16 protein-coding genes are annotated in these 14948 nt (G+C 55.5%); 10 read left to right on the top strand and 6 right to left on the bottom strand.

Features of this window, described 5'->3' with window-relative positions:
* The first annotated feature begins 11 nt into the window (after positions 1 to 11).
* Positions 12 to 1283 (top strand): VIT1/CCC1 transporter family protein, encoded by a 1272-nt coding sequence (locus tag OHL20_RS19440; RefSeq protein ID WP_263384812.1) that lies wholly within the window; start codon positions 12 to 14, stop codon positions 1281 to 1283.
* 31 nt (positions 1284 to 1314) lie between these two features.
* Here OHL20_RS19440 and OHL20_RS19435 read toward each other — a convergent pair whose 3' ends face one another.
* Positions 1315 to 2304 carry a L,D-transpeptidase gene (locus OHL20_RS19435; protein ID WP_263384811.1) on the bottom strand — a complete coding sequence of 330 codons (990 nt, stop codon included), beginning with the start codon at positions 2302 to 2304 and terminating at the stop codon, positions 1315 to 1317.
* 78 nt (positions 2305 to 2382) lie between these two features.
* Positions 2383 to 2745 carry a hypothetical protein gene (locus OHL20_RS19430; protein WP_263384810.1) on the bottom strand — a complete coding sequence of 121 codons (363 nt, stop codon included), beginning with the start codon at positions 2743 to 2745 and terminating at the stop codon, positions 2383 to 2385.
* A gap of 434 nt (positions 2746 to 3179) precedes the next feature.
* Between OHL20_RS19430 and OHL20_RS19425 the strand changes: the two genes are divergently transcribed.
* The 3 genes from OHL20_RS19425 to OHL20_RS19415 all read left to right on the top strand — a co-directional run bounded on the left by OHL20_RS19425 (position 3180) and on the right by OHL20_RS19415 (position 6359).
* The gene (locus OHL20_RS19425) at positions 3180 to 3398 is read left to right on the top strand and encodes a hypothetical protein (RefSeq protein WP_263384809.1); all 219 of its coding nucleotides are present in this window, start codon (positions 3180 to 3182) and stop codon (positions 3396 to 3398) included.
* A gap of 204 nt (positions 3399 to 3602) precedes the next feature.
* Positions 3603 to 5123 carry a two-component system sensor histidine kinase NtrB gene (locus OHL20_RS19420; protein WP_263384808.1) on the top strand — a complete coding sequence of 507 codons (1521 nt, stop codon included), beginning with the start codon at positions 3603 to 3605 and terminating at the stop codon, positions 5121 to 5123.
* A gap of 480 nt (positions 5124 to 5603) precedes the next feature.
* Positions 5604 to 6359: a Crp/Fnr family transcriptional regulator gene (locus tag OHL20_RS19415; protein ID WP_263384807.1), complete on the top strand. Its 756-nt coding sequence runs from the start codon at positions 5604 to 5606 to the stop codon at positions 6357 to 6359.
* A 63-nt stretch (positions 6360 to 6422) separates the two neighbouring features.
* Here the strand turns inward: OHL20_RS19415 and OHL20_RS19410 are convergent, their stop codons facing one another.
* Together OHL20_RS19410 and OHL20_RS19405 are read right to left on the bottom strand one after the other, a co-directional pair.
* Complete coding sequence (locus OHL20_RS19410) at positions 6423 to 7016, bottom strand: hypothetical protein (protein WP_263384806.1); 594 nt, start codon at positions 7014 to 7016, stop codon at positions 6423 to 6425.
* A 50-nt stretch (positions 7017 to 7066) separates the two neighbouring features.
* Positions 7067 to 7576 (bottom strand): universal stress protein, encoded by a 510-nt coding sequence (locus OHL20_RS19405; RefSeq protein ID WP_263384805.1) that lies wholly within the window; start codon positions 7574 to 7576, stop codon positions 7067 to 7069.
* Positions 7577 to 7802: 226 nt separating this feature from the next.
* Here OHL20_RS19405 and OHL20_RS19400 point away from each other — a divergent pair, with 226 nt between their 5' ends.
* The 4 genes from OHL20_RS19400 to OHL20_RS19385 all read left to right on the top strand — a co-directional run bounded on the left by OHL20_RS19400 (position 7803) and on the right by OHL20_RS19385 (position 12029).
* Entirely contained in the window at positions 7803 to 10196 is a 2394-nt protein-coding gene (locus tag OHL20_RS19400) for an HAD-IC family P-type ATPase (RefSeq protein WP_263384804.1), read from the top strand.
* A 62-nt stretch (positions 10197 to 10258) separates the two neighbouring features.
* Positions 10259 to 10942, top strand: coding sequence for a hypothetical protein (locus tag OHL20_RS19395; protein ID WP_263384803.1), 684 nt, complete (start codon positions 10259 to 10261; stop codon positions 10940 to 10942).
* A gap of 77 nt (positions 10943 to 11019) precedes the next feature.
* Positions 11020 to 11484, top strand: coding sequence for a redoxin domain-containing protein (locus tag OHL20_RS19390; RefSeq protein WP_263384802.1), 465 nt, complete (start codon positions 11020 to 11022; stop codon positions 11482 to 11484).
* An 8-nt stretch (positions 11485 to 11492) separates the two neighbouring features.
* The gene (locus tag OHL20_RS19385; RefSeq protein ID WP_263384801.1) at positions 11493 to 12029 is read left to right on the top strand and encodes a DsbA family protein; all 537 of its coding nucleotides are present in this window, start codon (positions 11493 to 11495) and stop codon (positions 12027 to 12029) included.
* Here OHL20_RS19385 and OHL20_RS19380 read toward each other — a convergent pair.
* Positions 12026 to 13018, bottom strand: a complete 993-nt coding sequence (locus tag OHL20_RS19380; protein WP_263384800.1) for a zinc-dependent alcohol dehydrogenase family protein — start codon at positions 13016 to 13018, stop codon at positions 12026 to 12028. The genes OHL20_RS19385 and OHL20_RS19380 overlap by 4 nt on opposite strands.
* A 155-nt stretch (positions 13019 to 13173) precedes the next feature.
* Between OHL20_RS19380 and OHL20_RS19375 the strand changes: the two genes are divergently transcribed.
* Both OHL20_RS19375 and OHL20_RS19370 read left to right on the top strand, forming a co-directional pair.
* The gene (locus OHL20_RS19375; RefSeq protein ID WP_263385058.1) at positions 13174 to 13794 is read left to right on the top strand and encodes a DUF433 domain-containing protein; all 621 of its coding nucleotides are present in this window, start codon (positions 13174 to 13176) and stop codon (positions 13792 to 13794) included.
* A 12-nt stretch (positions 13795 to 13806) separates the two neighbouring features.
* On the top strand, positions 13807 to 14235 hold the full coding sequence (locus OHL20_RS19370) for a DUF5615 family PIN-like protein (protein WP_263384799.1): 429 nt from the start codon (positions 13807 to 13809) through the stop codon (positions 14233 to 14235).
* 102 nt (positions 14236 to 14337) lie between these two features.
* Here the strand turns inward: OHL20_RS19370 and OHL20_RS19365 are convergent, their stop codons facing one another.
* Positions 14338 to 14907 (bottom strand): hypothetical protein, encoded by a 570-nt coding sequence (locus OHL20_RS19365; protein ID WP_263384798.1) that lies wholly within the window; start codon positions 14905 to 14907, stop codon positions 14338 to 14340.
* Positions 14908 to 14948 lie beyond the last annotated feature (41 nt).

Raw genomic sequence — 14948 nt, 5'->3', positions numbered from 1 at the left:
GGCTGCAGTATGTGGAACGCTCGTTTGACAGACGTAGTCGATCATTACTTGCAGCGTCAGAGGACAATTCACTGAGTCAAACGCCTAAGCTCAGCATCGATGGCGGACGCGGTCTGCTGGCTGTACTCGAAGCCAACTGGCAGGCCGAGATGGAAGACCACGCTACCTACAAGGCTCTAGCCTTAGGCGAATCTGATTCACGACGGCGAAATATTCTCCGCGGCCTTGCAGCAGCCGAAAGACATCACGCCCTCCTATGGGCCGAGGAGATCAGTACTCTAGGCGGTCCGCCCTTGATTTATAGTGGTCCGGCAAACGGGCGCGCGGATACCCTTTCGGGTGAAGCCGGAGGAGTCGACTCGGAACTCCGTCAGCTTAGAATTCACGAACGAAGCGAGATTGAGCGCTACAGCAAGCAATCCGCAGAACTGACTGACGCCGCTTGCCAAAAGATATTGCTCGAAGTGATCGCGGACGAGAACGACCACTACAAGACTCTGAGTGGCCTGATCCGTGCCCGCCCGCCCCTGCCCACAATGGATGGTTCCCAGGCTAAGAAGGCGCTCGATGTCCTCTTAGCCGCTCGCGCAAAGAGACATCCTGAGGCTGCCGGTTGGCTCAACGACGCCATCTATGCCGCTCATGATGGACTCGGCTCCATCTTCGGCATCGTGTCCGGAGTGGCTGGGGCAACTCTCGGTAAAGGTCACTATGTGCTTATAGCGGGACTCGCGGGCATGGTGGGTAGCGCCCTTTCTACAGGCACCGGAGCTTATCTAACCTCCAGGAGTGAGCGAGAACTCTACGATGCTGGGCTGGTCCGGGAACGCCGCGCCGTAGACTTTGACGAAGCGGAAGCGCGTGAAGTATTGGCGCTGAGCCTGCAAGTTCGGGGGCTTCCAGAAGATGTTGCCGAGAGGCTGGCACACCTGTTGGCTGAAGACAAAGACGGGTTCGTGAAAGCCCTCGCGCGTATCAGCGCCAACCTGTCAGAAGAAAACCTCAGCAACCCTTGGGTGGCGGCGCTAACGGGGTTCGCGGCCACGGCAGTTGGCGCTTTCGTTCCGATTATCCCCTTCTTCTTTATGTCAGGTGTTCCAGCTATTGCCGTTGCAGCAGTGGTTTCGTTAGCCGCACATTTTGCTGTTGGGGCAACGAAATCTCTCATGACCATACAGTCCTGGTGGCGTTCCGGCTTTGAACTAGCAGCCTTCGGAGCTGTCGAGGGCGTCATCACGTTCGCCATAGGGGTCGCTTTGGGGCGAATGGTCGGTACACACTGACCCGGTTACCATTCGGAGACCACAGCCTTGGCTAACGCTTGGATTCAAGCACTGTCAAGCTCTTACCTGCAGAACTTGCGAGGAGCGAATCCGCGGTCACCACAAGCGTCACACCGGGAGTGAGTACACCGTCTAAAGCTTTCCGGAATGTATCAGGCATTGTCACTCGTGCGCGTTCCTCGGCCGGAAGTTCCCGGTTACCCTCCCACGATTGTCCCGGAAGGGGCAATTGCAACCAGTGAAATCCTTGTTGATCGACCTTGGAAAGGGTGTAAGCCGTTGTTTCAGACACGGCACCGGTCACAGTCACCGGAGCAGATCCGATCAAAACACCGTTTCGGAGAACGACAAGTCGACGATCGGGTGCACTCAAGATGAGCGACACAGGCCCTGAGAGCGCCTTCTGCGGTTCCCACATCGTTCCGCCAGCCTCTTCAGTTTTCGTCGCGGCTTCGCTCTGCAACAAGTCAGGCGTCGGAGCGACTCGGGGCACTCCGTTCAGGTCAGTGATCACGACCGTCATACCCCGATCTGTCGTCCCATATAAGAGCTTCGCAAACGCTATAGGCATGCGGATGCAACCGTGTGATGCTGGGTACCCGGGCAAGTTTCCGGCGTGCATCGCAACGCCTGACCAGGTCAGACGTTGCATGAACGGCATGGGGGCCGACTTATAGAGATTCGATTCGTGATGCACCTGTTTTTGCAGGACCGTAAACACGCCGGTTGGTGTTTGGTGGCCAGGCTTTCCGGTCGAAACAGTGGCTACACCAATCAGAACACCATTGCGATAGACGTACACTCGCTGCTTTGTGAGGCTAATCACAGCAACCACAGGTCCAGATGGCGAGACCATCGGGGCCCAAAGGTACTGTCCTGGCATGAGTGCTTCGACGCCACTCGCGATGTTCGGAGTCAAAGAACTGGAGCTCTGCGCCCTTGCAGATGGCGCATACGCCGATGACAGAAGACCCGCAGCAACCACCACAGCTAATCTCAGCCTCGATCTTCGCTCTTTCATTCACACTCCATATTTCCGCGATAACGGCATGCGGTTTTTCGCGGTGGTTCAAGGGCATCACAGAAGATTCGCGGTTTTTCAGACCAAGTGGGGGAAGGTCTCGTCGGATGGCACATCTCGAGCATCAGTCGTTGACTTCTCCACCTCGGCCCCTGGCTCCTTCGATGGGTCGCTCTCGGCCGGTGTGTTGTGTAACGGGATCCGACCCAATCCAGCATGACCAAGACAATGCGACCCGGTCGGCGCGTGCGAAGGCGTAAGCCGATTCGAGAACCGCTGCGCGAGACGAAAGAGGGCGTCGAGTAATTGCTCGGGACGGCTGTGGGCGTCGATCGCTTCGTCATACAGCTGATCGTTTAGCTCTGGGGAACAACGTCCAAAGATCAGGATCGCTGCGGACGGATAACGGAGTCGAACTTCCTGGGCCACTTTCTCGACCATCGGATCTCCAAGACTCTGGCTAAGAATGGCCACTCTGACTTTTAGTTCCTGCAGTTCGCTACCTGGCGCAGCGTCGTTCGATGTAGCGACATAGTTGTCAGCTGCCAGCAGCAATTGGGCTCTGGCTCCGAGCAGGGTCGGATCGGGCTCCACGATCAATATCCCTGAGGGCAGAAACGCGAATTTTCTTGAGCTGAACCTCTGAAGCTGCATTTTGCCGTCGTTTCTTCGGTCAATCTGACGAGCGACTCTGCCGCGATCTGCTGTTCTACCTACATCGCAGCTCGCATTGAGTGAAGCCAGACCTGTCAGTACAGGATCATTCTCTTCTTACCTAAGGAGGGATCATGTATCGGATTGCTCAGTACTATGCCACTGCGATGTGGAAACGTCTCCGTATGCTTAAAAGGCCCTTCAGCTTGCAGGAAAGGTAGGTGCACGCCGTGATCAACAAACCGTCGGAAGTGGAGAGAAGGATCGATGATCTCAAGGCCGCGGAACTTGCTATAGAGAACAAGGCGACGCATCAGGGATATCGCGATGCAAGCCGTCGCAACCGTATCGAAGAGGAAGTCGAAGCTCTTGACGAGATACAACGACGAGACGAGTCTGGTGCGGAAAGTCCTGAGAGTTCGGTGCTGCAACGGGACTGAGCGCTGCTGCGGATACCGGACGCGAACTGGACCGCAAAGTCTACTGCGTGCGAAAGTGCTCAGCTTGAAGAATTCCCTTCTGGAAGACTGGACAAGGATTCAAGGTGCTGGAAGGTTGTTTGGACGATGAAGTTTGCAGACGTACATGAACTCGAATCGCAGATGCTCATGCGAAAAGCTGGAGTCGGCATATGTCTCGCGAATGTGGCAGAACTGCAACACATTCTGACCGCCGCGAGCGAGATGAAGGTCGAGCCGACGATTTTCAGCGCCGATGGTCACAATATTCACCAGCTAAAGACATTCGAATTCATCGTTGCGGATCGCTTGGTCGCGCAAGAACTCGTTCTCCTGTTTGAAGAGCACGAGGTGGCCGGCGAAGGGATCAGTCCTGCAATCATCGCGGTCACGCGGCCGGACACCGAGGCCTTGCCAACGTCCCATCAACCTGGCTGCAATTTCGATGGACTTCTGACTTTTCCCATGACCGGGACCCAGGTCAGGGCTCAACTGTCTGCCATCATGTACGCGCATTGTGCCTTTGCCAAACGCTATTCGGATGCATGGCGTGAGCTCCAACTTAATCGCAGAATCTTTCGATCGATCACGGCCGGCATCTCAGTGGCGAGCGCGACCGTCCCTGATCTTCCACTGGTATATGTCAATCCTGCCTTCGAAGAGATGACAGGCTATACCCGTGCTGAGGTTCAGGGACGAAATTGTCGATTTCTAGAAGGCAATGAACGGCATCAGCCAGCCCTTGCCATCGTGCGCGATGCTTTGGCGCATCGCCGCAAGGGTGTGGCGGTTCTGAAGAACTTTCGCAAAGACGGTACGCCATTCTGGAATGAACTTTCGCTCTCCCCGATCATGGACGACGAAGGTCACTTAACGCACTACGTGGGAATCCAAACCGATGTGACGAAGCGGGTCGACCTTGAACTCGCACTACGGGAAAGTGAAAAGCTGGCAGCTGTCGGCCGCTTAGCCTCCTCTATCGCGCACGAAATCAACAATCCGCTCACTTCGGTCATGAACCTGAATTTCCTTGCCCTGAGTACAGACTGTTCGCAAGAGACGAAGAACTTCCTCGTTACAGCGGACAGAGAGTTAAAGCGGGTCAAGCTGATCACGGAACAGTCGTTGAGATTCTTCAAACAGTCGACGAAAGCGCAGTCGACAAGCCCTTCTGAGCTTTTGGACCCCATCCTCGATCTGTACCAGTCCCACGCAAGCAACGCGGGAGTGACAACTGATGTGCGCGAGCGACCGAGTCGGCCTCTCGTTTGTATGGAAAGTGAAATCCGTCAGGTGCTGAGTAATCTGGTGAGCAATGCCATCTATGCGATGCAGGAGCACGGGGGACAACTCTCCGTTAGGAGCCGAGAATGTGGTATGTGGGGTAATGGGCGAGAAGGGGTTTTGTTCACAGTCGCGGACACCGGCACCGGGATGAGTGCCGAGACGCTGAGTTGCATTTACAAAGCGTTCTTTACAACGAAAGGTATCGGCGGCACGGGTCTCGGGCTGTGGATCAGTTGCGAGATCATTGAGCGGCATCGTGGGACGATAGAGGTTCGAAGCAGCCAGCGCCCCGGGGCATCCGGAACAGTCTTCCAACTCTTCCTTCCGTACGAGGGCATCGCATCGAAGACAGAGGTCGCAGACCTTTCACGCTCTCTTCGCTCACCCTCATCCACCTTGCGCTCCGTGTTGGAACATTAGGCCGTGGCCCGGCTTCGTCGGGCGGCAGGCTGCTGCCCCGGAGGACTTGCCAAGTCTTGCCATTGCGTCAGTAAAGCGTTTGCAGCCGTAAGCGAGGCAATGAGCTGGGCTGGGCTCAACGCTTGCAAACCGGTAGACCTGCTGTTCCGTTCCAAGTCATCGAGAAGATCTGTCATTCCTTCACCTCACGGTCGTCGCTGGACACTAGGCAGGACGATGCCGCGCTACCATCTGACTTGATCTTCATCGGAATGAGCGATCGATACTGTACAGTAGTGCTCACAAAGCGCGACGTGCCGAATGATACTGTTACTCAAAGGATCCCGCGGTCTTTCGTGCTCATTCCCTGCTACGCCTCGCAGATGTTCGTATCCCGCATCAAACGAATGTCACTTGTTCGCGACATTGATCGTGAGTCTCACTTCAGCTTTGGTTTTGATCAGACCTCTGCCTTCTGGGGCTGTGAATGGAAGGGGTCATATGCCGCACACGAAAATAAGCGAGTTCGATCCCGTTGCTTTTCTTGCGAGCTCAGGATTGGGCCGCCGAATAGTCCAATATAAGGCAAACGGGACTCTTTTCACCCAAGGAAGCGCTGCGGACTGCGTGTTCTATCTACAAAAAGGACGGGCGAAGCTTACTGTTGTGTCCAAGGCCGGTAAGGAAGCCACTATCACCCTCATCGCAGCGGGCGATTTTGTGGGCGAGGAGTCTGTCACCGCGATCGCTGGAATGCATATGTCCACGGCAACGGCGATTACCGCCTGTTCTGCCCTTAAAATTGAGCGTAAGGAGATGATGCGGGTCATTCATGACGAGCACGCCTTTTCCGACATCTTTGTCGCCTTCCTCCTCGAACGCTCTATGCGAACTCAAGCGGATCTTGTAGATCAGTTGTTCAACTCCAGCGAGAGAAGGCTGGCACGCATTCTGCTCCTGATGGCAGACTTTGGCAAACCGGGCGAACCGGAGACCATGATCCCTCGCATTACCCAGGAGACTTTGGCCGATATGATCGGGACCACACGGTCCAGGGTGAGCTTCTTCATGAACCGCTTTCGGAAAATGGGCTTCATCAATTACAACGGTCGCATCCATGTCCACAAATCCTTGTTGAATGTGGTTCTTCACGACCAGAGGCCCGGTGCAAACTCCATGAGTGCTGCGCTCCTCGACACAAAACGTGAGAAATCACAATCTGCCAAGGTAGCTTCCACCTCAGTGAGAGAACCCTGAAAATGCCGGAGAACAGTGCCGACGTCATTCTACAGAGAGTTCGCTTCTGTGATCGCGGCGGAGCTAGAAGTCAGCGCTTTCGCCGCGCAGTACCGGCACGTGGTGCCGATGGAGCCCCTCGGCGAACATGAAGACGATGGCCCCGTAGAAAAGTTCAAAGACCCCTAACCAGTGAGTGGCACTTCGCGTCGAAGCGGCACGATGAAGTAGAAATGCAGTGCCGCAACAGACCGAGATCAAGCCGGCGGACGCAAGAATACCTGCGTAAGTCTTATTCGCCCGTAGTTTCCAAGCTAGAGCTGCCAAGAAGCACCCCGCTCCCAAAGCGTGTAAACCGGCTAACCACGCAAGCGACTCCGAAGAGAGCAAGAGCACGAGCCCCACGTATGCCCCTAAAGCAATGTTGAAGATACACTCCGCCATGAGAAGCCGCCAGATGCCGACTCGATGTTCAGCCGCATAGCCGGAGGCCACGCCAAGGAGAATGCCATTGCTCAGGATGTAAAAGCCGAGGATCAGCGCGAGAAAAACGAGCATGATCGGATCAAAGAAGATCGTTCCGAACAAGCTTCCTGAGTAGAACAGAATTCCTGAAAAGAGTACTGCTCCCCCGCCCCGAACGGCGAAGGCCCACCAGAACAAGCCAAGTTCTTTCATTGGCCTCTCAAACTTCTGAACCCGGGGAACTTCTGCCACGTTCCCCGCAATCACTTTGACTCCTTGGGTTTATCCGTAACCACGGTTTTGGCGCTCCGAAGAAGGAGAACAGGACACTCAGCAAGCTTGATGACCTTCTCGGCAATCGATCCGAATACAACTGGGCGCCATCCTGAAATGCCATGTGTGGAAATGACCAGCATGTCAGCATGTTCCCGGTCAATGACCATGAGCACGTTTCCCACTACATCATTGCCGATCTCCACCTTGGAAGTGGCATGTATTCCCTGCCCAGAGAGATTACCAATCAGATCAGCTAACCTCTTCGCTGATTCCTTCTCGGCATCCGCGAGGAACTCTTGGCGCGGATAAAACGGAGTTGGAAACTCGATCCCGGTTACGATCGGCAACATTGGAATCACGTGCAAGAGACATAGCTCGGCATTGAACTCCTGAGCCAACTCAGCCGCTGTTGCTAAGGCCGAGATCGAAGACGGGCTGAAATCGATCGGTACAAGGATTTTCTTAGGATGGAACGTCGAACGAGACGGTTCGATCATCTTTGATCTCCTTCAGCTTGCTATGCCCGCTGCACAATCATGGTCTTTCATTACAGAACCGGAAGACTGAGCAGAATTGAACAGCCGCGTGGAGGTGGGAGCTTGGCCGTACTACGGTGAGCAAAAAGGCACAGTGCAGCGTTGGTTGGAATGCGAAGCTCAAGCAACGTGCATTCCGCTCAGTGCTCCGCTGGCGTGTATCGAGAGTGACACCCGCAAAGGACCCATGACGAGCGCTGAAACACCCAACATTTCAACATCCGTGAAAAGTGCAGCGTCGATCGCTCCTTCACTAACGGCGGGCAAACCCGGGTCAGGAGTGGGGCTATCCAGCTCACAAGCCGCCGCCGTGCTCGCTCATGACGGGCCGAATGCGATGCCGGATACATCGGCTCATCTGCTTAGAAACGCACTTTCGAAGTTTTGGGCTCCCGTTCCGTGGCTTCTCGAAGCCTCAATGATCCTGCAGATCGTGGTCCACAAGTATGTTGAGGCCGTGATCATCGCTGCGCTGCTCATCTTCAACGCCGTTCTTGCGTTTGTGCAGGAAGGTCGTGCACAAGCAACGCTTGACGCATTGAAATCACGGCTCGCGCTAAATGCCTCGGTCCTACGTGATGGCGTGTGGAAGGTGATTCCCGCAGCACAGCTGGTTGTCGGAGACCTGGTAAAGCTTTCGCTCGGCGGCGTCGTTGCAGCGGACGTGCATATTCTCGATGGATCGATCTTGTTGGACCAATCGATGCTCACGGGAGAATCTCTCCCCGTAGAGGCTGGCTCTGGTGCGAATACATTCTCAGGAGCACTTGTTAGGCGGGGCGAAGCCACAGCCCAAGTGACGGCAACCGGGACTCGAACCAAGTTTGGGCAGACCGCGGAATTGGTAAGAACGGCTCATGTCGTTAGCTCACAGCAGAAGGCTGTTCTGAAGATCGTGCGGAACCTTGCCTACTTCAATGGGGCGGTTATCCTGCTGATCGGCATCTACGCTCTTGCGCACTCGAGGCCTTGGAGCGAGATCGTTCCGTTGTTTCTGACCGCGATTCTGGCTGCTATTCCGGTCGGACTCCCGGCTACGTTTACGCTTTCCTCTGCCATCGGGGCGCGCGCGCTCGCGAAGCTGGGTGTGCTTCCTACGCGCCTGTCTGCCGTCGATGAAGCCGGAACTATCGACGTTCTGTGCGTGGATAAGACGGGCACTCTCACAGCGAATCAGCTTTCCGTAACCAGCGTTTTCCTAATGAACGGATTCCGGGAGGAGCAAGTCCTCGGCATTGCCGCGCTGGCGAGTTCCGTAGGCGGTGCGGACTCAGTAGATGCTGCCATTCGAGCGGCTTCCGAGAAGAAGCGTGCCTCCGACACTCCAAAGCTAGTGACGTTTACCGCATTCGATCCTGCGAAGAAGACGTCGGAGGCGACTGCAACCGACGCCCAGGGCCAGGCTGTAGAGATCGTCAAAGGCGCCTTCGCGACGATCATTAAGCTCGCCCAACCCGATACTCAGGCAGCGGAAGCCGCAGACAAGCTTGAAAAGCAAGGGTTTCGGGTCTTGGCTGTAGCGTTTGGACCCCCGATCGGCATGCGACTGGTAGGTTTGATCGCTTTGAGCGATCCGCCTCGCGGAGACTCGGCGTCCCTCATCTCCGAATTGAAGACGCTCGGGGTGCGCACGGTGATGATCACCGGAGATGCTCCAGAGACAGCCGCCATTGTTGCCGCTGAAGTCGGACTCAGCGGTGCCACCTGTCCAGCGGGTCCAATCCCAGCTAGCGTCAAACCAGAAGACTATTCCATCTTCGCGAGCATTCTTCCCGAGGGCAAGTTCGATCTGGTTAGAGCATTCCAGAAGAGCGGACATACTGTGGGAATGTGCGGCGACGGTGCCAACGATGCCCCCGCACTGCGACAAGCTCAAATAGGGATTGCGGTTTCGACCGCAACCGATGTTGCGAAGTCGGCGGCTGGTGTCGTGCTGACGGAGGCAGGTCTCGGCGGGATTGTGGCCGCGACCAAGACAGGTAGAATCATCTTCCAGCGAATTTTGAGCTATACGCTTAGGTCTACAACCAAGAAAATCGCCCAACTTCTGTTTCTGGCCATTGGCCTTCTGATGACCGGTCAGGCGGTACTGACGCCGATGCTGATGGTCATTGTGATGATCACTGGCGACTTCCTTTCTATGGCCTATGCTACTGATCGCGTGAGACCCTCCCAAAGTCCTAATTCCTGGGACATCGGAAAGATCACTGAGGCCGGGGCTCTGCTGGGGCTTGGATTTCTGATGTTCTGCACGGCCGCCCTTGCAGTCGGCAGGTACAGAATGCACTTGGACATCGATCATTTGCGCACGTTCTGTGTTATCGCTGTTGTCTATGGCAGCCAGGCAATCACCTATGCTGTGCGTGACCGGCAACATTTCTGGGGCCTGCGTCCGACGAGCTGGCTTGTGCTGTCTTCTGCGGCGGATATGTCGTTCATCTCCTTGCTCGCGAATCGCGGCATCGAAATGGCTTCGCTTCCACTCCGTGTTTTGGCTTTCGAGTTCCTGGCTGCCACGCTGTTCTTCTTTGTCATGAACTTCGTCAAGATTCCTGTCTTCAGGCGTCTGAGCATCACCTAGTGCAAAAGCCTTGTGAGCAAAGCTATACAGTTTTGCGCTCTCGCGAGTGCCATGCTGAACAGATGAGTACACTTCTTCGCCACGATCTTGACCTTCTCCACACAAGCCTTCTCACCGGAAAACTGCCACGGAATCTGAGTTGGGCAGACACGATCGACTTGATAGGTCAGATCGGCGACGTGAAGCCTCACGGTGGGGATGAATTCGTCTTTACCGTCGGAACACAGCGAGCCTTCTTCAAACATCCGCACACTCACGAGCTCGGGGTCGAAGAAGTCGCACGTCTCAGAAAGTTCCTTCGGGACGCCGGTCCTAGTGTGTCCTCTGCCGATGCGACACAGCCCTGTCGTATGGTCGTAGTGATCGACCATCATGGAGCGCATGTATACCAGGATCTCGACGGGAAAGTTCCGCAGGTTGAGGAGACGGTTCGTCCGTACGACCCGTTCGGCTTTCACCATCACTTGATTCATAAGAAGGAAGCGCATTACAAGGGCGAGCGGGTGCCGGAAGAGAAGTCGTTCTACGAAGAGGTTGCCAAGGACCTGCTGCCGGCGAACGAGATCGTGCTCATTGGACATGGCACCGGAAAAAGCAGCGCAGTTGATCATTTGGCGGAGTACCTGAAGGAATACCACCACGACATCTCTCGGCATGTCATTGCTACGGAGACGGCTGATTTGTCCGCTTTGACTGCGCCCGAAATCGAGGCCATCGCCAAGCGTCACATGATCTCAGTCGTTTAGAGCAGGTTTGCTGGCTCCTTTGCCGCCACTGTAAACTCTGCTGTTTCACGAAGGAAGATCCAATCAAACGGAGAAATATGGCCATCCTTACCGCCGGAACAACGGCACCAGAGTTCAGTCTCCACGTCACGCCGGATCAAAGGCTATCCCTCAGTGAGCTGCGGGGGAAACCCGTTGTACTCGCGTTCTATCCCGCGGATTGGAGTCCGGTTTGCGGGGACGAACTCAGCATCTTCAATGAGGTTTTGCCCGAGTTGCTCAAATTTAGTGCGGAGCTGGTGGCCATTTCTGTGGACGGTGCCTGGTGTCACGACGCGTTCGCCAAACACAAGCACCTTCACTTCCCCTTGCTGTCTGACTTCGAGCCGAAGGGCGAGACAGCTCGTGCCTATGGTGCGTACCGCGAAGGCGATGGCGTCTGTGAACGGGCGCTCTTTGTTCTCGACAAGAACGGCATCATCACTTGGAGCTACTGCTCTCCGGTTGCGGTGAGTCCAGGGGCGGATGGCATCTTGAAAGCTTTGGAAGCGCTGCCGCAATAGGAGGAACTATGAGCGAGCTATTGATCGGCGTAAGCAGGCAGGATCACCTTCAAGGAGACCTAAATGCAGCGTGCAGTCTTGTCGAATATGGGGACTATGAATGCCCCTCATGCGGAGACGTCGCGCCGACGATCAAGAGCTTGCAAGCCCGCTTTGGCGACCAGATGTCTTTCGTCTTTCGCAACTTCCCGTTGCGGGAGATCCATCCATGGGCAGAGCTTGCGGCTGAGGTCGCGGAGTTTGCCGGGAGTCATGGCAAGTTCTGGGAGATGCACGATCTGCTGTTCGAAAACCAGGAAACGTTGAACGAGGAAACGTTCCATGCTCTCCTGAAAAGGCTAGGCCTCGCCGGTTCAGACTTGGAACTGGCACGGTCTAAGGGGGCCTTGAAGAAGCGAATTGACACCGATTTCGCTGGAGGTGTCAGGAGCGGCGTTAATGGAACGCCGACCTTCTTCCTCAACGGTGAACGATATGACGGTCCGACGGATTACGAATCTCTGATTGCGCTGATGGAGGAGGTCCTGATCTCCAATGGAGACTAGGGCACGATCACGACCGATCCAGAGTCATTTTCATTTTTCACGGCCAATAGAGCTTTGTTGGCATCATCAAGCGAGAAGATAGTAACGTGGGGACGAAACTTGAGCTTGCGCGCAAGCTCAAGAAAATCCCGTGCATCGTCCCGAGTCATGTTGGCAACGCTGCGAATCTGCCGTTCTCCCCAGAGCAGCTTATCGTAGTCGAAGGCCGGCATCTGATCGAGATGAATAGCGTTGATCGCCACGACCCCGCCTTTGCGAAGAGAACTCAGGGCACTCAGGACGACCTTGCCGCTGGGAGCGAAGGTAATCGCCCGATCCAGCAGGGTGGGGGGTACGGCGTCTTCTTCGCCCACCCAAGTTGCTCCTAGTGAGGTGGCGAAATCTCTGTGTGATTGCCCTCGCGTGACGACATAGACCTGACACTTCCAGGACTGTAAGACCTCGATGGCCAAAGCCGCGGAACTGCCGAAGCCGAACAGCCCTACCTTCTCACCGGGCTTGACACCAGCTACGCGTAAGCTGCGAAACCCGATGATCCCGGCACATAGCAGAGGCGCGACCTGCGCATCCTCGAGTTCGTCCGGCAAGCGAAACGCGAAATCCTCACGAACTGAAACGAACTCCGCATATCCTCCGTTCACTGAGTATCCGGTGAAGGTAGGGTGATTGCAGAGGTTCTCCATGTGGTTTCGGCAGTACCAGCAATCCCCATCCACGCCCCCCATCCAGGAAACCCCCACACGCGTTCCAAGTGGAAAATCAAGCGTGGCCCCCTCTACGACTTCACCGACGATCTGGTGACCCGGAATGATCGTTGGACAGAGTGCGGCCAGGTCTCCCTCCGTAATATGGAGATCGGTGCGACAGACCCCGCAAGCCAATACGCGGAGGAGCATATGGCCATCCTTGAGTTCTGGACGTGGAGCGTCCCCGATATCGACGAGTTGTCCTTCTTTTACGCGCTGTGGGTCGTAGACGGCCGCTTTCAAGATGGCTCCAGTTTGCAAACAGGCTTAGACCATTTTGGCCAACGCCCGCAAGCTTTACTGTGTCGGATTGCACAGCCGGTGCCTTCCTGTTCGTCGGCATGCTAATTGCTCCGCCACGTCAGAAGGATTATAGTAACGAGAGGGAGGGTTACGTGATGGAAGCGACAATGGACCGTTTGACTACGTCTGAGGCTGCTATAGCGGCCGGGGTATCGATTCCTCAAATCCACCGCATGATAGACGAAAAGATCCTGCCGGAAGACTTCTACACCACTGCTCTGGCAAGAACATTTCGGACAGACGCATGCTTATTGATTGCCTTCTATTTCCAGACCGCCGACTTGCTGACTGCCGGTGCACGCCTGAAGACCATCCGAGATGCGATGGCTCATTGCACAACTTGGAGCCAATGGGAAGATTGCACTGTAGTCGATCATTCTGTGACCATTCACTTCTCTGAACTATGGAAGGCAGTGGATGGCCGCTTGCGCCGTTTGGCACAAGCGCGGCAGATGGTGGTCGAGGACCCGGAGATTCTGAGTGGAACACCGGTTATCAAGGGAACACGCGTACCTCTGTATGACGTAGCCGCAGCAGTCGATCTCGGAACCCCAATCGAACGGATTCTGAAGACCTATCCAAGCCTTAAGCAAGAACAAGTTGAACTCGCATCCCTCTATGCGAAGGCAGTTCCCCAAAGAGGTCGGCCCAAACGGGCATCTCTCAGAGGAGCGCACTCCATAGTTGTTAAAAAGCGAATACGCACCTCCTTATAGGAGGCAAATTCCGTGGCAAAGTTTCTGGTTGATGAATGCTTGAGTCCCGATCTTGCGGAAGCTGCGCGTCAGCACGGATTTCCGGAGAGCTCGCATGTGGTGTGGATGGGTAAGGCCGGATGGAAGGATTGGGAGCTCAAGACTTTGATTCTTGACGGCGACTGGACCTTCGTCACCCGTAACAGTGTCGACTTCCGGGGCCTGGCTGAAGATCCTGGGACAAAGGGCCAGTATGCCGACGTGGCTCTTCACGCCGGCTTGATTTGCATCAACGGACCAGCGACTATGTCGGCCGAGGCTCAACTTGAAATGTTCGAAGCACTTCTCCTGGAACTTAGTGATCCCGCAGACATGGTGAATGAGGTGATCGAAGTTACACTCGACGAACTTGGAGAAGAGTTCACGATCGAGCGCTACCCATTGCCTACTGAGGCGGCGTAGCAACGATGGCGACCAGCAAATTTTGGCGACCAATCTGTCCGCCTGACGCAGCAGGTGACAATCGTAAACAGAGCAACTCATACGTCTAGCGTTCATTCAGTTCTATGACACCTTCCTGAAATACTGCTCCTGGCTCGGCATGCCTCTGGGGTACACGGTTGGCACACTGTTTGCGAAGCGCTTTGTAGGGTCACTCTCCTCCTTTGCAAAGGGCGCGGTAGCATTCAATAATCTGCCTACCCTGCCATCTGCCGAGATGGCAGGCGGCGTTGCACACTGGCTCCGAGGATATTCTGCAAGCATGAGCAAGGCGGCCAGCAAGTCCTCGGGGCGGGCTCGATGATCGATGCGCGCATCGTACAGTTGGTCTTCAATGGCGGCGCCGCTCCTCCCGAGAATCAGAATGCGCGCTCGCGGCCAGTTCTTCCGGATCACCTGCGCAGTTTCCGACAACACAGCGTAACCCAGGCTCTCGCTGAGAACCGCGAACGTCACGTCGCGCTCATCGCTCTGCCGAGGCTCAAGATCCGTCCTTCTTGAGAACTCCGCACTTTGATCAGCCGCGCCCAGCAGCATGCTGCGGGCGGCAAGTAGACCTTCGTGTGGTTCAACGATGAGTATGCCGGAAGGCAGGTAGATATAGGGCAAGAGAGCAAGAACTTGGAAAGTCATAGAGCACCTGGGAGCGAGGAACGTTGTTGAGGATCGGTCCA

This window comes from Granulicella arctica (genome assembly GCF_025685605.1).
In the GTDB taxonomy this organism is placed as follows: Bacteria; Acidobacteriota; Terriglobia; order Terriglobales; family Acidobacteriaceae; genus Edaphobacter; species Edaphobacter arcticus.
Note: the sequence above shows the minus strand (reverse complement) of the source record. Positions and strands in the feature narration are given on the sequence as shown.